This is a genomic window from Neochlamydia sp. AcF95 (assembly GCF_018342455.1).
Lineage (GTDB): Bacteria > Chlamydiota > Chlamydiia > Chlamydiales > Parachlamydiaceae > Neochlamydia.
On sequence record NZ_JAEMUC010000026.1, the window covers coordinates 1 to 21,203 of the forward strand.

15 protein-coding genes and 3 pseudogenes are annotated in these 21,203 nt (G+C 38.5%); 6 read left to right on the plus strand and 12 right to left on the minus strand.

The window, feature by feature from the left end; translation table 11 throughout:
- Nucleotides 1–452: 452 nt before the first annotated feature.
- Nucleotides 453–1,286: a D-Ala-D-Ala carboxypeptidase family metallohydrolase gene (locus tag NEOC95_RS02040; protein ID WP_166157057.1), complete on the minus strand. Its 834-nt coding sequence runs from the start codon at nucleotides 1,284–1,286 to the stop codon at nucleotides 453–455.
- 35 nt (nucleotides 1,287–1,321) lie between these two features.
- On the opposite strand from NEOC95_RS02040, the gene NEOC95_RS02045 reads away from it, so the two are divergent.
- From NEOC95_RS02045 to NEOC95_RS02055, 3 genes are all read left to right on the plus strand, one after another.
- Nucleotides 1,322–2,005 (plus strand): HAD family hydrolase, encoded by a 684-nt coding sequence (locus NEOC95_RS02045; RefSeq protein ID WP_166157060.1) that lies wholly within the window; start codon nucleotides 1,322–1,324, stop codon nucleotides 2,003–2,005.
- A 743-nt stretch (nucleotides 2,006–2,748) separates the two neighbouring features.
- Entirely contained in the window at nucleotides 2,749–4,908 is a 2,160-nt protein-coding gene (locus tag NEOC95_RS02050) for a hypothetical protein (RefSeq protein WP_213151187.1), read from the plus strand.
- A 12-nt stretch (nucleotides 4,909–4,920) separates the two neighbouring features.
- Nucleotides 4,921–5,127, plus strand: coding sequence for a hypothetical protein (locus NEOC95_RS02055; protein WP_166157066.1), 207 nt, complete (start codon nucleotides 4,921–4,923; stop codon nucleotides 5,125–5,127).
- 5 nt (nucleotides 5,128–5,132) lie between these two features.
- Here NEOC95_RS02055 and NEOC95_RS02060 read toward each other — a convergent pair whose 3' ends face one another.
- The 3 genes and pseudogenes from NEOC95_RS02060 to NEOC95_RS09765 form a co-directional block, all read right to left on the minus strand.
- Nucleotides 5,133–5,402, minus strand: coding sequence for a hypothetical protein (locus NEOC95_RS02060; protein WP_166157069.1), 270 nt, complete (start codon nucleotides 5,400–5,402; stop codon nucleotides 5,133–5,135).
- 403 nt (nucleotides 5,403–5,805) lie between these two features.
- Nucleotides 5,806–5,997, minus strand: a complete 192-nt coding sequence (locus tag NEOC95_RS09760) for a transposase (RefSeq protein ID WP_166157072.1) — start codon at nucleotides 5,995–5,997, stop codon at nucleotides 5,806–5,808.
- 16 nt (nucleotides 5,998–6,013) lie between these two features.
- Nucleotides 6,014–6,151 (minus strand): annotated as a pseudogene (locus NEOC95_RS09765) (transposase); the annotation flags it as partial.
- 489 nt (nucleotides 6,152–6,640) lie between these two features.
- On the opposite strand from NEOC95_RS09765, the gene NEOC95_RS02075 reads away from it, so the two are divergent.
- Complete coding sequence (locus NEOC95_RS02075) at nucleotides 6,641–8,014, plus strand: leucine-rich repeat domain-containing protein (RefSeq protein ID WP_213151189.1); 1,374 nt, start codon at nucleotides 6,641–6,643, stop codon at nucleotides 8,012–8,014.
- Between the two features lie 359 nt (nucleotides 8,015–8,373).
- On the opposite strand, the pseudogene NEOC95_RS02080 reads toward NEOC95_RS02075, so the two are convergent.
- Nucleotides 8,374–9,081, minus strand: a pseudogene (locus NEOC95_RS02080) (DUF1670 domain-containing protein).
- Nucleotides 9,082–9,402: 321 nt separating this feature from the next.
- On the minus strand, nucleotides 9,403–13,131 hold the full coding sequence (locus NEOC95_RS02090; RefSeq protein ID WP_213151192.1) for a leucine-rich repeat domain-containing protein: 3,729 nt from the start codon (nucleotides 13,129–13,131) through the stop codon (nucleotides 9,403–9,405).
- A gap of 194 nt (nucleotides 13,132–13,325) precedes the next feature.
- Here NEOC95_RS02090 and NEOC95_RS09770 point away from each other — a divergent pair.
- Nucleotides 13,326–13,592 (plus strand): annotated as a pseudogene (locus tag NEOC95_RS09770) (transposase); the annotation flags it as partial.
- A 45-nt stretch (nucleotides 13,593–13,637) separates the two neighbouring features.
- On the opposite strand, the gene truA reads toward NEOC95_RS09770, so the two are convergent.
- The 4 genes from truA to NEOC95_RS02110 all read right to left on the minus strand — a co-directional run bounded on the left by truA (nucleotide 13,638) and on the right by NEOC95_RS02110 (nucleotide 16,436).
- The gene (gene truA, locus NEOC95_RS02095; protein ID WP_166157084.1) at nucleotides 13,638–14,387 is read right to left on the minus strand and encodes a tRNA pseudouridine(38-40) synthase TruA; all 750 of its coding nucleotides are present in this window, start codon (nucleotides 14,385–14,387) and stop codon (nucleotides 13,638–13,640) included.
- A 3-nt stretch (nucleotides 14,388–14,390) separates the two neighbouring features.
- A complete protein-coding gene (gene ispD, locus NEOC95_RS02100) occupies nucleotides 14,391–15,074 on the minus strand; it encodes a 2-C-methyl-D-erythritol 4-phosphate cytidylyltransferase (protein ID WP_213151194.1) in 684 nt (227 codons plus the stop codon).
- 4 nt (nucleotides 15,075–15,078) lie between these two features.
- Nucleotides 15,079–16,059: a UDP-2,3-diacylglucosamine diphosphatase LpxG gene (lpxG, locus tag NEOC95_RS02105; protein ID WP_213151196.1), complete on the minus strand. Its 981-nt coding sequence runs from the start codon at nucleotides 16,057–16,059 to the stop codon at nucleotides 15,079–15,081.
- Nucleotides 16,060–16,160: 101 nt separating this feature from the next.
- The gene (locus tag NEOC95_RS02110) at nucleotides 16,161–16,436 is read right to left on the minus strand and encodes an SWIB/MDM2 domain-containing protein (RefSeq protein ID WP_166157093.1); all 276 of its coding nucleotides are present in this window, start codon (nucleotides 16,434–16,436) and stop codon (nucleotides 16,161–16,163) included.
- A gap of 234 nt (nucleotides 16,437–16,670) precedes the next feature.
- Here NEOC95_RS02110 and NEOC95_RS02115 point away from each other — a divergent pair, with 234 nt between their 5' ends.
- The gene (locus NEOC95_RS02115) at nucleotides 16,671–18,881 is read left to right on the plus strand and encodes a UTP--glucose-1-phosphate uridylyltransferase (protein WP_166157096.1); all 2,211 of its coding nucleotides are present in this window, start codon (nucleotides 16,671–16,673) and stop codon (nucleotides 18,879–18,881) included.
- Between the two features lie 30 nt (nucleotides 18,882–18,911).
- Here the strand turns inward: NEOC95_RS02115 and NEOC95_RS02120 are convergent, their stop codons facing one another.
- On the minus strand, nucleotides 18,912–19,298 hold the full coding sequence (locus NEOC95_RS02120; RefSeq protein ID WP_166157099.1) for a hypothetical protein: 387 nt from the start codon (nucleotides 19,296–19,298) through the stop codon (nucleotides 18,912–18,914).
- 370 nt (nucleotides 19,299–19,668) lie between these two features.
- Complete coding sequence (locus NEOC95_RS02125) at nucleotides 19,669–20,976, minus strand: DUF2851 family protein (protein ID WP_213151198.1); 1,308 nt, start codon at nucleotides 20,974–20,976, stop codon at nucleotides 19,669–19,671.
- Nucleotides 20,977–21,203 lie beyond the last annotated feature (227 nt).

Sequence of the window (21,203 nt, forward strand, 5' to 3'; positions counted from 1 at the left end):
TGTTGGTTATCTAGCTTGATTGGTTTCATAGTCAACTTTGCAAGAAATTAAGAGCTTTATAATGATTTAGGCGTAAACAAAGCATAGCGATTTGGGAGAAAAAACGCTCTCAAAATATGCTTAAGCATGAAATATCCTTTAAATCATGTCAAACTAAATAGATGCAGCCCTTGCCATGGATGAAAGAGGAAAAGAACTATGCTTCTACGTTTTTTGAGCAACCCTTTATACAATCGTAGGCTTTATAGATGCATCTTTTTAAATAGAGAAGTAACTTCCAAAGCATTGGATAGGCAGGCTTCATAAGCCCGCCACTTTTTATCCTTTGGCTTTCTTCTCATTTTTTTTTTTAATCTTTTTAACCCTTTTCCCCTAATCACTTGCAGTTTCGCCATGGATGTATTCTATTTCTCTCTGTAAAACTGGGATAAAAAATTTTAATATGCTTTACTTTATTGACGTAGGAAATTTCGATGAGCTTTTTCCCACGAGTAAAATACTTTTGTTTGGCTCTCTACATCGTAACGTACTTGGATGCTAATATAAGGGTAAGGATGGCGATTATCAAAGTTACGCCCCTCCTTTTTTTTGAAAAGCTTTACAAACACTTCTTTATTCATCCAGGGCAATGTAGAGACATTAGTATCTTGCTTTTCATAACGGCTAAACTCTTGAAAATCTTTTAGCCCTTTATATTTAGGTGTTTCTAAATAATAGCCGTGAATAAGCTTAATAATTTCTTCCGGTTTGTTTTCCCATCCTTGGATATAAAAAGAGACCTCTGCGCCGATCATATGCTTAGATGATTGGTTTTCTATAGAATCATCTACATAGATATTATGCTGAGGGCAGCGATGCCCTGAGGTAATCACAATTTTTCTACCCGATTTATGCTGAAGGTAATTAAGTAAATTAATTAGAATGGGGTAGACAAATTCTTTATCGTGATGTAAAGGCAAACTATGGCGTTCTGCTCCTCCACAGTCAAAAAAACGTAAGGTCTCTTGCTTGCGATGAACGACATGCGGAGGGTTTAGGCTACTGCCTTTACAACGAAAATACTCTTTAGTGATAGAATCAAAAGAATGATTTTCCCAGGAATATAGAATGGGAGCTGATTGAGTAGCGGGCTCTGGTTTAAAAAGATATTCGTTGTGGCGGCGATAGATATATTCTCCTATAGCATTTTGCAGCCGTGCACGTTCACTTTCTGCTTCCTCAGAAAAAAAACAGCTGCTAAGAAGAAAGGCCAGAAGGAAAGTTGAAATAATAGAAAAGTAGCGCATATGAATAAATTAACTAAAATTGGAATCATTAGCTTATGCAATGGATAGATGATTATCAACTCTTTCTTTTTGATTTCGATGGTTTATTAGTTAATACCGAAGAAATTCATTTCAGAGCTTATCAGTACATGTGTAAGAAATATGGATTTAATCTTGATTGGAGCTTTACACGCTATTGCCAGGCGGCTCATTATCATGCTGAGGGATTAAAAGAGGAAATTTATCGTGAGCTGCCTGCCCTCTATGAAGTAGAACCTAACTGGGATGTTCTGTATGCTTGTAAAAAGGAAAAAGTCATCAAACTTTTACGTCATAACATCCAGCTTATGCCGGGAGTGCAGGAACTTCTAGAGGCCTTAGATAAGGCTAATATCAAACGTTGCGTGGTGACTCATTCTCCTCAGGAGCTTGTAGATACTGTTCGTTGTCAGCTTCCTATTCTCAATACCATCCCCTATTGGTTTACCCGCGAACTTTACACTCATCCTAAACCTCATCCAGAAAGCTACCTTACTGCCATCAAACAACTTGCCGATCCCCAAGATAATATTATTGGTTTTGAAGATACCCCAAGGGGTATTAAGGCTCTTTTGCAAACCTCTGCGCAGCCGGTGCTCGTTTCAAAAGCTGCTTATGATAACCTCCCTTCAAATGTGATTCGTGTTGTCGACTTTAATGTCTTAAATAATTCGCAAAAGCTAGAAAGTCTAAGGCTCTAGCCTAATACTTTTGCATGCTCGCATTTTTTACTGATATTCACCTTTTCTCTTAAAAATATTTAATAAATTCTTTGCTTCTATCGAACGGCTAGGTAGTAACCATTTTCTTTTGAGTAAAAATATTAGCCTTTCCCAATTAATCCTTCTAAGGCCCATCCATCCATTCTTTTAATGCCTCTAGCAAGGTATCTAAAGGCTCATCTTCTTGCCATTTACCTAACCATCGATAAAGCCGCAAAGCTTGATCTTCAATTCAGTCCTCTAGGAGAATTCCAGCAAGGTGACCCTATAATCAAAATTCAAAATAAGCTGTTATAGGTTTTTTCCCAGGTAATATGAGGCTTTCCCTTTAAATTTCTTGAGGAATTTTATGGTACAAGTGGTGGCAAGATTCTCCCTTGAATATCTATAAATCCTTCAAAGCTTCCTCGCCTATAACTTCTCCTCCTTAAAAAAATATATCTCCCTCATTTAAATTTTCAATAATTAACTAAATTTTATTATCTATTATTTATATTAATGTTTATTTTTTAATGTTTTTTTATTATATTTAGTTTTTTTATTAAATTATTTTTTAAATTTAAATTGTTGATAAATAACAAGCTATATTTTGTTTTATAAATTTTATTTTTGTTTAAAACTATTGTTTTTGATTATATTATTTTAATTTTATATAATTAAAATATAGTTAAAGTAGAAAATCATTTGTTAATGATCGTTAATTTAAAAGAAAGGAGTATGTAATGTCACCTTTAAAAAAAACATTATCTGGTGGCGTGGGACAGCATAATGCTCTGTTCCATACTTGTAAGGCTATAACTAAAAGTACTTCAGAAGTTCATCGCATCATGTTGCGCACAACTATTCTTCATTCTAGGTCTTACTCTATCCATCGTCTCTCCCTCCCCATAGCTACTCGTCGCCCTATCATTCAAGAGAGGGGTAAGGAGAGACTTAGTAGCGATTCTAAGGTGCAATGGGCTGCTCATTTTCATCAGCTTACAAAAAGCTCCCGCCAACCGACGCAGAGTGTAAAAGAGAGGTTACCTGTTGTCATTGCCATAAAAAAAGCTTTAAAAGTTCATGGGGCTTGTATTGTACAGGGTGCGCCCGGAACCGGTAAATCTGAGCAAATTCGCTTAGCGGTTAAAGACCCTACAACCTTTGATCTAAAAAAGGGATTTCTTACCTCTTATTTCGAATTGCACAAAAGCACTGACCAAGAGCAAGAACATCTATGGTGCGAGGGTTATTATAAGCTAAAAGGCCATGAATTAAAATGGTTGCAGGATAATTATGAAAGTATCAAAAAAGGCCTATTAGAATCTTCCTCTGATACTATTCTTTTAGATGAGTTTGACCTCGTTAACACTGCTTCCTTAGAAGGAGAGGCCTTAGAAATAGCCGAGCTAATAGCAAATTTAGCACAAGAATTACGGAAGGAAGGAAAAAAAGTGGTTTTAGTCTTGCACGAGCAAGGAATAAATTCTCCCTCTTTTCTTGAAAGCCTTAATGAACAAGGCATAATTAAGGGTTCAGGTGCCATTGTTCAGACAGATTTTATACCTGAAGAAGATCAAAAAGCTATTTTAGAGCTAATGAAGCTTTCAACAGAAGAAAAATTAAAGGCTTTAAGATATGTACAAGGGACGCCAGGAGCTTATGTTAAATTTTTACAAAGGTTAGAACAAGGCAAGCCAGTAGAACAGAAGTATAAAGATTTTCTCATAGAGGCTCACTCAAGTATAATAAATAATTTAGCGGTCCTTGAGAAAATTTATCCCGAAATTTACACAACATTGCTAGCTATTTCCTCATCTTCTCTTCAGCAAAGGATCCGAGAATTAAATGAAATACCTGCTGATAAAAAACAAGAGCTATTGAAAACTAGAATGGTAGGAAATGCAGATGGTAAGCTGGTCTTACCCTCTCTAGTCTGCGATGTGCTACAAGATCAAGTCATCAGAAAGGATATGCAGATCCTTCAGTTTAATAGGAAGACCTTAAAACTTTTAGAAGAAGAACAGCTAACTGATAAGGTGGCTCAAAACTTGCGTATGGCGGCCCATCATGCGGATAAATATGCAGGAAGTCACTCTTTACTTTCATTGGAAGGCGTACACGGGGTGATCCCTGATAAAGCTTCACTGATAAGGGAAGCTTGGAGGGTCCAAAAAGAAATAATTGCCCGTAAGATAAATCTGGAAAAAGACTATCAGACTGAAAGAAGTTCTTCTGCCCATCTTTCCTGGATAAATGATGCTTCTACTATTGCAGAATTGCACGATAGTGCTTTAGAAGTGAAAAGCGAGTTTTTAGAAATGGTAGCAGCTACTTGCCAGGAAAGTGGCGTTCACTCTTTTCATGGAGATGCAAACCAATTTCTTATTAAAACCCAGGTAAGTATGACTAGGAAAGCTAGCATATGGGCAGGTAATGGGGCAGATATTTCAGGAGCGTTAAAGAAGTTGAATGACACCATACGTACTACCTTTATTGCCAGCAACATGGATGAAATGCGTCAAGCTATTCATATATTTGCCGAAGAATCTCGAAAAAGAGGATATGAAATAGTCTTTTCTAATAAGTTTAAAGAAGATTATTCCAGTGGCTATGTGGGTATTCATGCAAAGGTTTACTTAAGAACACCGCTGACTGAAAAAAGAATCATGGGAGAGGTTCAGTTCCATTTTCATCAAGTTCATGATGGCACAAATGAATCCATTAAAGAAATGTCCCATCATTTCTTAGATCAGGTCATGCGTAAGTTAGAAGACAATACTTCCCGTGAGAAAATTTTAGAAAGTACTGGCTTATCTAATCCAAGGAGCGTAATTAAATTGTGTGAGCAGGTACAATTAAATTTATTTGGAGCAGGCATAGATCAAATAAAAATAGGATAAAGGAGATTAGCTATGGATTGGCGTTATTATGTTACCCCGGCATTTATTGCACGTACTATCGATGGAACAGTAGAAATTCGTCGACTTGATACGGACCAATGGGAAGACAAGTCATTCAATCAAGATATTTTCCATCTAATTGAACAAGATGGCTATAGTGTTTCAGAGACAGAAGCACTAACTGTCCATGAAAAATATAAGACTCTTCTCAATCATTAAGAAACCTACTTCTTTTTTAAGAGATTAAGAAAGAGATGCGAAGGGATGGTGGTGGGTTGAGAATAAATTGTCAAGCTACGACAAGCTAAGACAGGAGGTGTAGGGGAAATACTGAAAGAATCTTCTTGAATAGAACGAATTAAATGGCTGTTAGTAACGGGAATCCATCCGTCGGGAGTTTGCTCCTCGTAACCTCCTTGCGGGTGGGATCGAAAAAGCCTTCCTGTAGGGTGTCGGTAAAGAGGCATGGCGGTAGAAGTAGAATAAATAGTCATATATCTTTCTTTTGTAAGATTTAGCTTAATTTAACTTCGTTGCTCTGCCATTCTTTAGTTAAGCTAAAGAACAGCAAAGAGGCTAAGTTAATAGGTTAATAAAAATTTAAAACATTTGCAGCATGTGGAAAAAGCTAGTTGACCTTCTATAAATCTTAAAAGTAAAAGCTACTTTATGTCAAATTTTACGAGTAGTAGCTCAGCCAGCAACTTAAAATTTACCGAGATAAATAGCTTGATAAACGCGCATTATCAGATAAGAAAACACTCTACGACAGCTTCAAATTATACCTAGACTATAAGCTAACTTTTCTCCCTGCAAGTCAATTGAATGCAGGGCTTGTAGGGCTCGTAAGCATAGGTCACTATTCCGCTGATTAGATTGATAAAAAAATTCCAAGGGCTAAGATGTCGATGATGTTCGATTTGACAAGAGTTTTTTCAATTTATTGCTAATGCTTTCAAATGCTCCCCGCTTTCTTAATAAAATCTTATCTACCACTGACATTAGCTTGCTTTTCATATTCTTTCTAAGCCTAGTAATAATTTCTAAGCCCTTGTTGTAAAGCTTGATAAACAATAGGGGAAGATGCATTCCTTGTCGGCAAACATTATGCCAAAAATGTTTTTAGCCAAATCGAGACAGGGATCTCCACATCTCCTGGTGTTAACATATAAGCAAGAATTTCTCCTTTATTATTAATAATTAAATGTAGTTTGAACCTATAAAAGCACCCTGTAGAGGTTTTCCTCTTTTTGCTATCTTTTTAAAAACTTGGCCGGGATTGGATGCGACAAGTATGGCATACTGTCAATAGAGTAGAAGTGATAAATGACAAGAATTTTCTCTCTTTTTCGGCAGATTGCTACGATGGAAGAACAACCTTTTTTGACAGGAAGAAGCTAGGCGTATTGCATTCCATCATGCGGTAGAAGAATTAACACATTGCGCCAAAAAGAGCCGTTTTTCTCAAATAAGGCAAAGAATCAATCTCATTCTTTTAGCCAAACCAGAATTGCCGCATCACTTAATCGCCAAAACCTGCGGCTGCTTCTAAATGCTTGGAAGGTCTCCCCCTTTCCTTGAATTTATCTGAAAAAAAAGCGTCGGTAGATCATCTGCGAATTGTTTTTCCTTGATAAGGATACGAATTGGTTTGACTTGCCTTTTTAATTTTTTTATATTGTCTTTAAAAAAATAAAAGTACTGAAAGGTCGTCACTACCCAAGGAAATAAAATGCATCCTATCTCTTCGGCCTCTATTGAAAGCTTGCCCAATGAATTGTTGCTCCCTATCCTAGAGGCTTGCGCAGTTCCTTCCTTATTTAGCGTCTGTAAAAGATGGCATCATCTGCTGGCTTCTGAAGTCATGCCTTCCCTTTATAAAAAAATAGCCCAGCTTCATTTCCCCAGGGAAAATGCCACTACCCAGCGAACTCTTATGTTAACTAAAGTTTATCAACTCAATCCTGCACTTACCTCTACTGAAAAAGTTTATCAAGTTTTTAAACAAGTTCTTACCTTAGCTAAATCTATTTCTTCCTTAGAATTTAAAGAGAAGACAGAAGAAAAAAGAGGCTTAACGCTGGCTAATTACGCTTCTTATCTCTTAAATATTAATCGCCTTTTTCTTTGGAAAAAACTTCCTGGTGGGGAAGCATCCTTGAGCCGAGAAGAAATTAAGCACTTGTCTCTAGTAGAATTTAAATGGAAAACAGAAGAAAAAAGAGGCTTAACGCTGGCTAATTACGCTTCTTATCTCTTAAATATTAATCACCTTTTTCTTTGGAAAAAACTTCCTGGTGGGGAAGCATCCTTGAGCCGAGAAGAAATTAAGCACTTGTCTCTAGTAGAATTTAAATGGAAAACAGAAGAAAAAAGAGGCTTAACGCTGGCTAATTACGCTTCTTATCTCTTAAATATTAATCACCTTTTACTTTGGAAAAAACTTCCTGGTGGGGAAGAATACTTGAGCCGAGAAGAAATTAAGCACTTGCCTCTAGAGAAAAAAGGAGAGCTTCTTAGCAATTGGATTGAAGAAAATTGTAAAAACATCACGATTTTAGATTTATCTAAAGCAGGCTTAACTTATTTACCCCCAGAAATATGCCAGTTATCTAAGCTGCAAACCCTTGACTTAAACCAAAACCAGCTCACCAGCTTGCCTATTGAAATCTGGCAGCTGTCTCAGCTGCAATGGCTTATTTTAAATCAAAACCAGCTCACCAGCCTTCCTGTAGAAATAGGTCAATTGTCTAAGCTACAATGGCTTGAATTAGATCAAAACCAGCTCACCGTTCTGCCTGCAGAAATCGGGCAGCTATCCCAGCTGCAAAGGCTTGAATTAAATCAAAACCAGCTCACCGCTCTACCTACAGAAATCGGGCAGCTGTCTCAGCTGCGAGTGCTTTACTTAAATCAAAACCAGCTCACCAGCCTTCCTGCAGAAATCGGACGATTGTCTCGGCTGCAAGTGCTTAACTTAAATCAAAACCAGCTCACCGCTCGGCCTACAGAAATCGGGCAACTGTCTCAGCTGAAAAGGCTTGAATTAGCAGAAAATCCTCTGAAAGATATCGCCGAAAAAATAAGACAGCGTTTTCAATTGTAGAATAACAAGTACTTTTTAATTTGGGGTGAGCTAAAATGAAATAAAAACTTTTAGCCATCTTACTTTAAATAAGTCATCCGCTTTCCTTCCCGCAACTAAGTAATCTTAAAGTAACCTACACATTTATAATGACAAGAAGTTTCTCTCTTTTTCTGCAGATTGCTATGCTGTGAGAGCAACCTTTCTTGACAAGAAGAAGCTAGGCGTATTGTATTCCATCATTCGGTAGAAAAATTAAAACATTGCGCCAAAAAGAGCTGTTTTTCTCAAATAAGGCAAAGAATCAATCTCTTTCTTTTAGCCAAACCAAAATAAGGACACTTGTCATTAACTGGCATTTAACCTAATCTTTTTTCTGATTAATATTTTTTATCAACACCTTCATTTATTGTTATCTGGGTTCTTATTTCAATTCCGATTTCACTTTTCAATAATGCGGCTATAACATAATTTTTCTCCTTATATTGTTCAATAATCTTTTCATATTCATTGACTAAGCGCGATGTCCTACCCACCGAAATAGCTGCTTCTTCTGTAGACATACCTTTTTGTTTGCATAGCAATATTTGCTTGAAATTGGATATATACCTTTGTATCGCTGGTAAAGAGTGTTTTGTTTCTCTACTCACTTGCTGAGCAGTTTTTTGCTCGATAAAGAGCTTTTCAATAACCATTGTTTTGTGAGTTAAAGTAGGGCCTATATCATGGATAGACCCTCTTCTTGGAAGAACCTCACGGTTTTCTAATTCCCACTCCTTAATATATTTGCCTACACTTTGTGGCGATATCTTTAACAAAATAGCTAATTCCGCATGGGTTAAGCAACCTTCTTGATCAAAAGCTTGCTTCCACATCCGCGCCGCAGCTTCTTTTTTTATAACCCTTAATTTTTTCCCCTTGGCTCTTTCCATAGCATCTTACGAGATTACCAAATCTAAAATTACCGTTGTTAAACGCGTGTCTTGAATAGATTTTCCATAGGATGAAAATTCGTTGCGATGAACTGCCGGCCATGTAACTTGTCCCGGCTGCATATGAGAGGTCTGCGAATAAAATTGACGCACCATATTCGCTGACCTAATCGAAAATAGTTAAAGATTGGCTCACAAAAAACAAGGAGCATATTCGCTTGTATTATTTGCAAAGTTATTGCCTAGAACTGAACTCCGATGAATTTTTAAATCGAGATGCAAAATTCCACATTGAGAAACAATGCTTTCATACTAAAGCACAGATGGTAAAACTGCTAAATAGCCACCTTAAAATGGGGCAAAAATAGCCTTATGTCATCCAGAACTTTGTCAAGGGCTGCCATCCTAGATATGTTGCTTGAAAAAGTGTAAACTATTAGTGCTCCCCTTAATAATTATACCTCTCACTCTATCAACTTAAATCTTCCTATCAAGTTTTTGAAAGTCTCTTAGCGATACAAAGAAGTCATTTTCTTCATGATATCCGGGATTACCATAAATTTCAACCCTCGTAAGCTTAGAAAGTTGAGGAAGAGAAGTTAGCTTATTATTGCTTAGGTAAAGCTCTTGCAGCTGAGAAAGCTGCCCTATCTTAGCAGGAATAACGGTTAGCTGATTATTACTTAAGTTAAGCGCTATTAGCTGAGAAAGCTGCCATAACTCTGCAGGAATGGTCGCTATTTGGTTTTCTTCTAATCCAAGTAATTCCAGCTGAGAAAGCTGCCCAATGGCTGCAGGAAGACTGGTGAGCTGGTTGTTGCCTAAGCCAAGTGTGCGCAGCAGAGAAAGCTGCCCAACTTCTGCGGGCAGGCTGGTGAGCTGGTTGTTGCTTAGGTAAAGCGCTTGCAGCTGAGAAAGCTGCCCAACTTCTGCGGGCAGGCTGGTGAGCTGGTTGTTGCTTAGGTAAAGCGCTTGCAGCTGAGAAAGCTGCCCAACTTCTGCGGGCAGGCTGGTGAGCTGGTTGTTGCTTAGGTAAAGCGCTTGCAGCTGAGAAAGCTGCCCTATCTCTGCAGAGATAGCGGCTAGCTGGTTATTGTCTAAGTCAAGCGTACGCAGCTGAGAAAGCTGCCATAACTCTGCAGGAATGGTCGCTATTTGGTTTTCTTCTAATCCAAGTAATTCCAGCTGAGAAAGCTGTCCAATGGCTTTAGGAAGACTAGTAAGCCGGTTGTTTTGTAGGTGAAGCTCTTGCAGCAGAGAAAGCTGCCCAAGGGCTGCAGGAAGAGATGTTAGCTGGTTGCTGCTTAGCCAAATCTTCTTCAGCTGAGAAAGCTGCCATAACTCTTTAGGAATGGTCGCTATTTGGTTTTCTTCTAATCCAAGTAATTCCAGCTGAGAAAGCTGTCCAATGGCTGCAGGAAGATTGGTCAGCTGGTTGTTTTGTAGGTAAAGCTCTTGCAGCAGAGAAAGCTGCCCAATCTGAGCAGGAAGAGCTGTTAGCTGGTTGCTGCTTAGCCAAAGCTTCTTCAGCTGAGAAAGCTGAGCGATAGCTGCGGGAAACGCGGTTAGCTGGTTGTTGTGTAGGTAAAGCTCTCGTAGCTGAGAAAGCTGCCTGATGGTTGTAGGAATAATGGTTAAATAGTTGTCGTTTAAGCCAAGCGTGCGCAGCTGAGAAAGCTGCCCCATGGCTGGAGGAATAACGGCTAGCTGGTTGCTACTTAGGTAAAGCTCTTGTAGCTGAGAAAGCTGCGCTATCTCTGCAGGAAGGAAGATAAGCTGGTTGCTGTTTAAATGGAGAGCTCGCAGCTGAGAAAGCTGCCCTACCTCAACAGGAAGAGCGGTTAGCTGGTTGTGCTCCAAGTTAAGCGCTTGCAGCTGAGAAAGTTGCGCTATCTCTACTGGAAGAGTGGTTAGCTGGTTGTGCTCCAAGTTAAGCACATCCAGCTGAGCTAACTGGCCTATCTCGGCAGGAAGGAAGATAAGCTGGTTGCTGTTTATATTAAGGTATCGCAGCTGAGAAAGCTGCCCTATATCTGCAGGAAGAGTGGTTAGCTGGTTGTTCTCCAAGTTAAGCACTTGCAGCTGAGAAAGGGGCCACAGCTCGGCAGGCAGTCTGGTAAGCTGGTTGTTTTGTAGGTAAAGCTTTTGTAGCTGAGAAAGCTGTCCAATGGCTGCAGGAAGGCTGGTGAGCTGGTTGTTGTTTAAGTCAAGAATGCGCAGCCGAGAAAGCTGCCATAGCTCGGCAGGCAAAATTGTTAGCTGGTTGTTGCCTAGGCCAAGCGTGTGCAGCTGAGAAAGCTGTCCGATGGCGGCAGGGACAGCGGTTAGCTGGTTGTTTTGTAGGTAAAGCTCTTGCAGCTGAGAAAGCTGCCCAATTGCTGCGGGAAGAGCTGCTAGCTGGTTGTTGTTTAAGTTAAGAATGTGCAGCCGAGAAAGCTGCCATAACTCGGCAGGCAAAATTGTTAGCCGGTTGTTGCCTAAGCCAAGCGTGTGCAGCTTAGCAAGCAGTCCAATGGCTGCAGGAAGACTGGTGAGCTGGTTGTTGCCTAAGCAAAGCGTGTGCAGCTGAGAAAGCTGTCCAATGGCTGCAGGGACAACGGTTAGCTGGTTTTGGCTCAAATCAAGCCCTTCTAGATTAGTAAGTTGCCCTATATCTTCAGGAAGCGCAGTTAGCTGGTTGCCGCTTAAGTAAAGACTTTGCAGTTGAGAAAGTTGTCCGATGCCTGCAGGAATAGCGGTTAGCTGGTTGCGCTCCAAGTTAAGCACTTGCAGCTGAGAAAGCTGCCACAGCTCAGCAGGCAGAATTGTTAGCTGGTTGCCGCTTAGCTCAAGCTTTTGCAGCCTAGTAAGCTGCATAATTTCTGGTGGTAAAGAGGTCAAGCCTAACTTATCTAAGTTCAGAGAGGTAATATCTTTACCGTACTCTTTTATCCACTGCGTTAGCACCTCTCCTTTTTTCTTTAAAGGTAAACCTTTAATGTGTGGTTGGTTTAAAAACCCTGCTCCCCCTGGTAGCTTCTGCCAGATTAAGAGACGGTCAATATTCAGCAGATAGGAGGAATAATTAGAAAGGGTAAAAGCCTTGCTTTCCGTAGCATTTCCTTCAAATTCTATAGGAGAAAGAGAAGCGGCTAAGGTAAAAAGCTTTTGAAAGATGTGGGATACTTTTTCTTCGATAGGAAGATTAGGTTTAATTTCATAAATCTCATCTAAAATGCCAGCTTGTGCTATAAAATTCCTGTTCCCTTCAGGAAAATGAATCTGAACAATTGCATTGTAAAGCAATTTCATGGAAAAAGGTGTGATAGATGAAGTAGAAGGAGGTTGAATCTCTTTAGTTGCACTAAACAAAGAAGTGTTAGTAGTAGCAAGTTGAGAAGTAGGGTTAAACAAAGAAGGGGTAGAAATAGAAGTTTGAGAAGCCACTGTGGGAAGGGGAGAAGAGGGCACTTGATAGATTTGGCGCAATTTTTCGACAGCAAATTGCCTAATCTTTTTATTCTCTCCTAATAATTTTTCCGTCCATTTATAGCCTAGCTTATCTTTCTGGGTCAGTTCTTCACTGTCCTGGCCCATCAACTCTTCCAATTGATTCTCTAGCATTTTCTTTAAGGTTGAATGCTCTTGAATGGAAGGTTCTTCTAAAAGATTGAATAAGAGCTCAGTATAGCGTTCTTTATAAGAGTCTGAAGAAGGAAGGCTTTTTTCTTTACCTTTTTCTTCATTATCAAAACAAACAGGGAGCGGCTGTGAGGATGAAGAAGCTTCGGAAGAGCGTTTAAGGCAAAATTCAAGATAGGCTTGGGCTTTTTCATAGGCAGGAGTTAATTGCAAAGCTTGCAGTAAAGCTTCTATAGCAGTGGCATGCTCTCCTTTTTCAGCAAGTTCTTTACCACGTAAGAAATGTCCTACAGCTTCTTCGCTAGGTTCATGCTTAATTTCTTCTAAGGGATGAGATTCAGCCGTTTCAGCTAGGTGCCTCACCGTATAGTTGGGTGCATGTCTTTCAATAAGCCTTCTATCTAGGGGACAAAGTTTATTACGTGCTAAGCATTGGATCACGGTATCTTCGTTAAAGGTATGGCCACAAGGAAACAAAGTAACAGCGCGAGTCATCAGCTCTCCTGAGACCACATCTTCTATATTCTCTGACACTGTAGTGCGGAAAGTTATCTGGGTGGTAGAAGTAGGATTTGACGGCACCATATAAGCTCCTTAAGTTTTTGTGGTAAGAAATTACCATACCTTTTTGCCAAAAACTTACTCTTTTTCCTCTTTATTAAGCAATTTTTATTTTGAAAGTTAAAAAAGAGAAAGACTCGCCTGTATTGCATGAGTCGATATCTTTTCCATTAGCCTGATGGGAAAGTGGGTTGGCAATAAAGATTAGCTTTCATCCTAAGTTGGGACAAAAGCTCATCGATCATGGTTTAGAGCTATTAACAAGCATACGATCAAATCTGAAATAGAAGTTGATGTCCTTTCAGGACAAAATCCTGCTAATAAAAAGATTTATAATCGAAATTGTAAACGATCAATTAAAAGGCATCCACCTTTCTAGCATAAAAGGTATAAGAAGTGGAGGAAACTCTCTAGCCAATATGCTGGCAGGAATAGCAGCCTATAGCCATCAATCAAAAAAGCCTTCTTTGAGGTTTGATGTTTAAGAAACAGGCTTCTTGATTGCTGCCTGAATAACTCAAAATTGAAATTCAATAGATAACCTTCATAAGAAATAGAGCGTGAGGGGGAGCGGATTTACCAGCACAGCGGCGGTCTTTAGAAGCAAAAATCTCAGGGATAGAGGAGATTGAACGTTTATTACAAGCAATTTCTAGAAGAGTACCGGTAATATTGCGCACCATTTTATAAAGGAAGCCTTCGGCTTCAAATTCTAAGCACAAACCTTCTTCGGTAGGCACAACATCAAGCCTTTGGAGAGTTCTTATGGGGTCATGGGCCGCAACTCCTGAATGGGCTTCATTGGCAAAAGCAGTAAAATCATGAGTGCCTATAAAAAGTTGAGCTGCTTCTTTTAAAGAATCGCTATCTATTTTCTCGCTCACATGAAGGGAATACAAGCGATTGAAAGGATTTAAAGTAGGCTTAAGATGAAGATAATAATGGTAAATTTTTCCTTTTGCACTATAGCGGGCATGAAAATTAAGAGGAACTTTTTCGATGCTAGGGATACGAATATCTCTAGGCAATATACCATTTAGGGAATGCAAGAAACGTCTAGGATCAATTGGAAGGGAAGTTTTAAAGTTAGCAACTTGTCCTAAAGCATGGACTCCAGCGTCTGTTCTTCCCGACCCTATTAAGGAGGTAGGATGTCTTAGCACTATCTTAAGGGTTTCCTCAATCTTTTGCTGAATAGCTATACCATTAGGTTGAATCTGCCAACCACTGTACTGAGTGCCATCATAGGCAATAATCATTTTATAATTATATTCTTCCATGGTCTAGATAGGCTCATTGAGCAGATGTTTAGCTAGAATAAGATCTTCGGGGGTGGTAATCTTAAGATTTGTATAGCATCCCTCCACTAATTTGACAGGGTATCCAAGATGCTCGACTAAAGAGACATCGTCAGTGACCTCTAAATGATGTGTAAGGGCGTGGGCAAAGCCTTGTTCTAAAATATCTTTGCGAACAACTTGAGGAGTCTGAACTTCCCAATATCTGGAGCGATCAGGTGTTTGCTTAACAATATGATTTCCGTCGTGCTCTTTAATTGTAAATTTAATAGGCATGCCAGCTGCAGCGGCTCCGTGCTGGAAGGCTGCTTTTAAGACACGTTGCACTAGGGGAGGGGTAATAATAGGGCGAGCAGAGTCATGAATGCAGACAAAGCCTGCTTGCGAAGTAAGAGCCTTTAAGCCATTGAAAACAGAGTCTTGCCGATGCTTACCAGGGCAGGCAAACTTTAAGGGTATTGAAAGCTCGGGGTAAGAAAAAAACTTTTGATAGGCAAGCTCACAAACTACTACCATTTCTATCACTTCGGGTAAGGTTTTAAAAACATCCAAACTATAAGTAGCGATGATCTTATTATGGAGAGTAAGAAATTGTTTAGGAGTAGCATTTTGCATGCGCAAACCTTGGCCCCCGCATAAAAGAATAACGCTTACTTTTTGAGAAGTCATGATTTTAAGCCTCTAAGGTCAGCAGAAGGAGTTCAGGCATAGAAAACCATCGAAAGGGCATGACGCTACCTATGCCCCGGTTGACGTAAATCCATTTATCTTGCATGTATATTAAGCCTTTTTTTAAGTAAGGATTTTCCATCAAAGTAAATTTTTTCCATAGCCAGGGAAGATTAACTTGGCCTCCATGGGTATGTCCACATAGGATAACATCCCAAGAAAAATTTAGCAAATGAGGTACAATGTCCGGATTATGAGCAATGACAAGTCCAGGGAAACGGGGGTCAACAGTTTGAAAAGCTAATGCAGGGGCATGCCGACCTGTGGAATACTCTTCTAAACCCACTATATTAATAAAAGTATCCTTTATGGGAACCAAGAGAGATTCGTTTTTTAGTAAGCGAAAATGAGTTTTCCCTAAAGTTTTTTCCAACTCCGCATGAGGTCTTACTGCCCTAGCACGATCAGTTGCTCTTCTTGACAAAATTTTAGTGGTCCATAAACGTTTCAAAACTTTATCTATAGACCCGGTAGAAGCGGGGAGAACATCATATTCTCCTTGTTCATTTACAGAGACAAAAGCATTATAATCGTGATTGCCTAAAACGGCAAAACATCCGTAAGGTGCTTTTAACGAGGTAAAAAATTGTTCAAGTCTCACCAAATCGCGAGAAAGAGAAAAACAAAGAAAATCTCCTGTAAATACAATGATATCAGGTTGGAAGCTTTCAATTTTTCTTTTAATTTTTTCTAGAAATCTTTGGGAAACTTGAGGATGAAGATGTAAATCTGAAAATTGGGCTATCTTCAATCCTTGGAGATTTTTAGGTAAATAGGAAATTTTAAACCTTTTAAAGGTCCTGCTTACCAATTTATTTTCAATAAAACGCGGCCAGATGCCTATAATCGACAGGCAGCACCAAAGGTCCCAAAAAAAATTAGGTAAATTAATAATAAATTTGTTGAATCTATGACTTTTTTTCATGGAGCTGTTAGAATTTTAAGGGAGATCTTTACAAATGAAAAGGAAAAAATGCTAACCATTAATTTATAAGGCATTAAAGATTAGCATTTTTATAGAAGAGTTTAAGAATTAGCTGCTTCTGGCTCTTTAATATGCTTGGAAAGCTTGCTTGTCATTTTAAACATATCAATACTCTGACTTCCAAGAACCTTAGCTAATTTAGCATCGGGATTGATGTTTCTTTTATTTTGAGCGTCTTGAAGGTTATGTTTTTTAATATATTCCCACACTTTTTTTGTGATCTCCGTACGCGGCATAGAGCCTTGTCCGACGATTTCTGCCAATTCAGGGCTCACCTGTACGGGTTTCATAAAGGCCGAATTTTTTTTTGTCATCATTTACTCCTTATGCGTTGTTAAAGGATATTGCTTTTTTCCAAATAACTGTTAAATCAAGTTAGCTAGATTGTCTCGATAACATTCCTAGCTAGGGGATTCTTTGTAGCGCTGTTTTCATTTATAAGTCAAAAGAAATCATAAGAAAAAAGCATTAAGATCGATTATTGGATTAGGGATAAAATCAAATTCTTTGCTATAAATGCTTCCATCTTAACCAAGTAAAAGAAAAATATCATGTCGACATCTACTTCTGCTATACATTCTATCAAACATAGCCTTAAAAGGTTAAAATCTCTTACGGCTCAATTGAAAAACGCTAAGAAGATTGACGAGCGGCTTGATATATTGAATCGAAATCCCGAAGTACAAGCTTTTCTACAGCAAAACTCCTACTTAAAAGATTTTCTTTTTTGCTGTAATGCTCAAGCACAAGTCATTATTAAGTCTTTATTAGCTTTAGGCCAAGGTTCTATAATTTTTCAAGGGATGCATCAACATTCGAATCCTCACCTAGCTCTTAATCAATTAATTGAAAGCTTAGCACCCGCTGAAGACTTTTATGCGATGATAGGTGGCTTGGTTGGCTATCATTGCGTTATGTTACAACTTATTGAAGAAAAAGAATTAGGGAAGGAGGAAGATAACTTTTTATCACCCTTAGAACGTTATAGTAAGCCGCCAGGCTATGATATATCCCGTGAAACCCCTTTCGTAAGGAAAGCAATCCGAGAAGCTGTGGAAAAGATGCCTTTGATGGCAGAAATATATCCAGTAGGGGGAGCGGGAGATCGCTTACAATTGCAGGATGAAAAAACCGGTGAAGATTTGCCTTCAGCAGAATTGCTTTTTGAGGGAAGAACGTTATTAGAAGGATTAATTCGCGATTTGCAAGCGCGCGAATATTTGTATTATAAATTAACCGGAAAATATTTAATCGTTCCTGTGGCTATGATGACTTCTGATGAGAAAAATAATCATAGGCATATTCTCGATATTTGTAAGCGGTCGAGTTGGTTTGGGCGGCCGCAAGATACGTTCGACTTCTTTAAGCAGCCTTTAGTGCCTGTCCTGACTAAGCAAGGAGAGTGGGCAGTGGCAGAATCCATGCGAGTTATCTTTAAGCCCGGCGGGCATGGAGTTATTTGGAAACTGGCCGTAGAAGCAGGTGTGATCGATCGTTTGTTAAAGAAAGGTTACACTAAAGCCTTGGTGCGGCAGATCAATAACCCTGCCGCTTCGACTGATTATGGGCTGCTTGCTTTTAGTGGGTGTGGAATTCTAAATAACCAAAGTTTAGGATTTGCCTCTTGTCCTCGTCTGTTAAATACAGCCGAAGGTATGAATGTGTTGATAGAGAAAAAGAGCAATCAAGGATATGAGTATTGCATTTCTAATATTGAATATCCAGATTTTGTAAAAAGAAATATTCCAGAAATAGCTGAACAGCAAGGAGGCTTTTACTCTGCACTTCCTGCAAATACTAATATATTATTTATTGATTTAATGGCGATTAAAAATTTAGTGAATAGCTACCCAATTCCTGGCATGTTAATTAACATGAAGCATAAGGTCGCTTGCCTTTCTTTAGAAGGAAGAAGGCAACAGGTGGATGCAGGGCGGCTAGAATCGCTTATGCAGAATATTGCTGATGTAATAACTACTCATTTTCCTCAAAGGCAAGAGCATTTGGAAGCTAAAGACCTTGGCACATTTGTTACCTATAACCAGAGAAGGAAAACAATTTCAGTGACAAAAAAAGCATTTGCAGAAGGGCAATCTTTTTTGGAAACTCCCGAGGGTTGCTACTGGGATCAACTAAAAAACCATTATGAATTGTTTACTCATCATTGCAAAATGCAGCTTCCTGAAGTGCCTCATGAGGATCAATACATTCAAGAGGGGCCGGCTTGTATCACTTCCTTTCATCCAGCTTTAGGTCCTCTATATTCGGTAATTGCGCAGAAAATTCAGGGAGGAAGTTTAAGTTTAAATTCCGAGATGGTTTTAGAAATTTCTGAACTTATTCTGCAAAAAGTGAATATAAAAGGCAGCCTATTGATTTATGCAGAAAATGTAGTAGGCCATAAAAATGCTCAAGGGATCATTACGTATAGTGAAAAGGTAGGACGTTGTGTGCTGAAGAATGTATGTGTGGTTAATCGAGGGATTAATAAAAAGCTTTCTTCTTCTTATTGGAAAAAGCAAATGGTTAGAGATGAATCTTTAAAGATTACCTTGAAAGGATGTTCAGAATTTATTGCTGAAAATGTTACTTTAGAAGGCAATCTAGAGATTGAGGTTGCTGATGGAGAGCGTGTAATTGCTCAGAATAGGGAAGGAGAACTAGCGTTTATTAGAGAGCAAATAAGGGTTCCTCGTCCTCTATTTACCTATTTCTTTGATAAAGAAGATAGAATTATTTTAGAAAAACACTTAGACACATGAATGCGTCTAAGTGTTAAACATGCACCTTGACTAGAAGGTATGACGAGAAAAGGTAACAGGATTGCGGCCAAAAGCAAACATCACTGCACCTGCAACAAATAATAACGCACCTGCTGCTACTGTGGCAACAGCACGAGCAACTTGCTGCTTTTTAGATTTAAGAGTCAAGCTTGCTCCTAATCCAGAGAGGCCAGCTGTTCCTAGGATAGCTCCAATACCGTAACCAGAACGAAGATAAGCAGGAAAATTTTTAAAAAAATCAACAGTTGCAAACCATATCCTGGCTACAAGTGTTTTAATTGCCCTAGCGCCATGGTTAAATTGACGCCCTAACCATGTTACGCCTGACTTTACAGTATCTCCTAGTGATCTTACACTTAAAGAAGCGGTGCTTTGTACATTAGTAGTTTCGACCATAAAAATCCTCCAGGATTTCTTTTGAATGTTAATAAAAAATATTTCAAACCAACCGAGCTTGCATTTTTTCAGAAAGAAAATATCCTTACTATACGATTTGCCTCATTTTCTTGCAACAAAGAGGCAAGCTAACAAAAGATAGAAAATTTTTAATTTCTTTGCTTTCGATCCAGTTTGAGCTTGTCAAAAGTTCTTTAACTTTATAAGTATCGCATTTTATCATTCTCTATATTAAAAGGAAATTTATTTTAATCAGACTTTATTATATTGCTTAAAGATGGTGTTGTAGTAATATTTTAATTCGTCCCTTTAAATTTATTTTACAAAATTATCTAGGAATAATGGGGTTAAAAGAACGAGCGAGAAAGATTTACGCGCCCTTATCTTTCATAGGGTTAAGAAAAGAATAAAAGTTATGAAGAGCTTTAATTTCAGATAGGTTATTTTTTTGAATTATTTCGTTAGATAATAAGGGTAAGACAGTATTAAGAATCACGCTATCTTTCCACCTTTTTCTTAATAAAGGTAGCGGTAAGGCTTGCTTTTGACTCTCAAAAGTATAATGATGCCTCCAATATTCGTCCGAGTAAGAGGGCAATCGATCTTTAATCCTATTGAGTAAAAGATCCCAATCTTTTTTTAAATAGGCTTCAGGCCAGCCTTGGTGCCAGCATGCATATATTTCGGTAAACAAGTAGGGCATTAAAGGATCTTGAATTAATTTGACTAGATAAGCTATCCGCCTGATGGGATGATTCCAAGGTTTTATTTGGCAGAGTAAAAGACGAATCGAGTGAGGGATAAGGGGGGAAAATTGCGCATAAAGCTGGAGAAGCTCTCGATAAAAGAGAGAATCTTTCCATTTTAACTTATATTTCTCAGCAAAAAACCCGCTCATTCCTAAAGCTATACTTAGAAGCTCATTCTCAGTTTTATCCTTGTATTTTAAAAGTCTTACAAATAATTCAAAGAAAGCTTCCGCATTTTGTTTTTCTCCTAAGGCCATGGCAATCCCTGTGGGTAGAAGAAGGCGGGCATCTTCCATATGTCCTTTAAGATATTGAGCTTTTTGGGCAAGCCTCCAACTTACAGATGAGGGCAAAAGATTAAATATTTTTTCCTCTGCAAAAGAGCTAGAAGGCGAAAAGCAAGAGGGATTATTTCCCAAAAATTTTCTATGAGGGTATTGTTCAATATCGATAAGTTGAAGGATTCTGGTTTGCGAAATTGTCAGATAAGGAGCTAGGTAGGTTTGATAAACCTTCTCTCCTTTTGCATTCTTTATTTGTGGAGGCACAGCAGAAAGGGAAGGCCATAAACAGACATGCAAAATAACATCTTTGTAACGCTTATCCGAAGCATGTCGTAGGCTTGCCCAAGACTCCTCCTCTAAGTGAATCTTAATGTCCCCTTTTAGCTCCTGATCGCCAATTTTAAGATGAGCTTTTAGGAAAACAGGGCCTGCTTCATTGTTCCATATCCCTGGGGAAATGACTGTAATGGGTAGCTGATCGCTGGTTTTTAAGTTTTTAAAGTACTTTTGCTCCCACCACATGGCATGGAGATGATTTTCAGTCCAATAAAGATAAGGATACTTGGTTTCAGCAACATTATAGCTGTTTATAGCTAGTAAGTTGGAATACCAATCATTTTCTTCTTCGTAAAGGAAAACATGCATGACTGCTACTCACCTTTCAATATCTATTGATTTAAAATATTGCTTTTTTTTCTACAAGGAAAAAAGCTTATAAAGAGCTTAAGATATAACATTATTTAAATGAAAGGAGAGGTTATTCTTTGAATTTTTTTAATAATTAAAGCAAAAATAAATTTTCTCGATAGAGAAGGATCAGCCACTATCCACTCATAGACGATAAAGTTAAATTTTCTCTTAATGTTTTAAGG

What these genes read in the sequence shown, in the direction of transcription:
- NEOC95_RS02040 (WP_166157057.1), bottom strand. Translation starts at nt 1,286, where the DNA reads ATGCGCTACTTTTCTATTATTTCAACTTTCCTTCTGGCCTTTCTTCTT.
- NEOC95_RS02045 (WP_166157060.1), top strand. Translation starts at nt 1,322, where the DNA reads ATGCAATGGATAGATGATTATCAACTCTTTCTTTTTGATTTCGATGGT.
- NEOC95_RS02050 (WP_213151187.1), top strand. Translation starts at nt 2,749, where the DNA reads ATGTCACCTTTAAAAAAAACATTATCTGGTGGCGTGGGACAGCATAAT.
- NEOC95_RS02055 (WP_166157066.1), top strand. Translation starts at nt 4,921, where the DNA reads ATGGATTGGCGTTATTATGTTACCCCGGCATTTATTGCACGTACTATC.
- NEOC95_RS02060 (WP_166157069.1), bottom strand. Translation starts at nt 5,402, where the DNA reads ATGACTATTTATTCTACTTCTACCGCCATGCCTCTTTACCGACACCCT.
- NEOC95_RS09760 (WP_166157072.1), bottom strand. Translation starts at nt 5,997, where the DNA reads ATGCATCTTCCCCTATTGTTTATCAAGCTTTACAACAAGGGCTTAGAA.
- NEOC95_RS02075 (WP_213151189.1), top strand. Translation starts at nt 6,641, where the DNA reads ATGCATCCTATCTCTTCGGCCTCTATTGAAAGCTTGCCCAATGAATTG.
- NEOC95_RS02090 (WP_213151192.1), bottom strand. Translation starts at nt 13,131, where the DNA reads ATGGTGCCGTCAAATCCTACTTCTACCACCCAGATAACTTTCCGCACT.
- truA (WP_166157084.1), bottom strand. Translation starts at nt 14,387, where the DNA reads ATGGAAGAATATAATTATAAAATGATTATTGCCTATGATGGCACTCAG.
- ispD (WP_213151194.1), bottom strand. Translation starts at nt 15,074, where the DNA reads ATGACTTCTCAAAAAGTAAGCGTTATTCTTTTATGCGGGGGCCAAGGT.
- lpxG (WP_213151196.1), bottom strand. Translation starts at nt 16,059, where the DNA reads ATGAAAAAAAGTCATAGATTCAACAAATTTATTATTAATTTACCTAAT.
- NEOC95_RS02110 (WP_166157093.1), bottom strand. Translation starts at nt 16,436, where the DNA reads ATGATGACAAAAAAAAATTCGGCCTTTATGAAACCCGTACAGGTGAGC.
- NEOC95_RS02115 (WP_166157096.1), top strand. Translation starts at nt 16,671, where the DNA reads ATGTCGACATCTACTTCTGCTATACATTCTATCAAACATAGCCTTAAA.
- NEOC95_RS02120 (WP_166157099.1), bottom strand. Translation starts at nt 19,298, where the DNA reads ATGGTCGAAACTACTAATGTACAAAGCACCGCTTCTTTAAGTGTAAGA.
- NEOC95_RS02125 (WP_213151198.1), bottom strand. Translation starts at nt 20,976, where the DNA reads ATGCATGTTTTCCTTTACGAAGAAGAAAATGATTGGTATTCCAACTTA.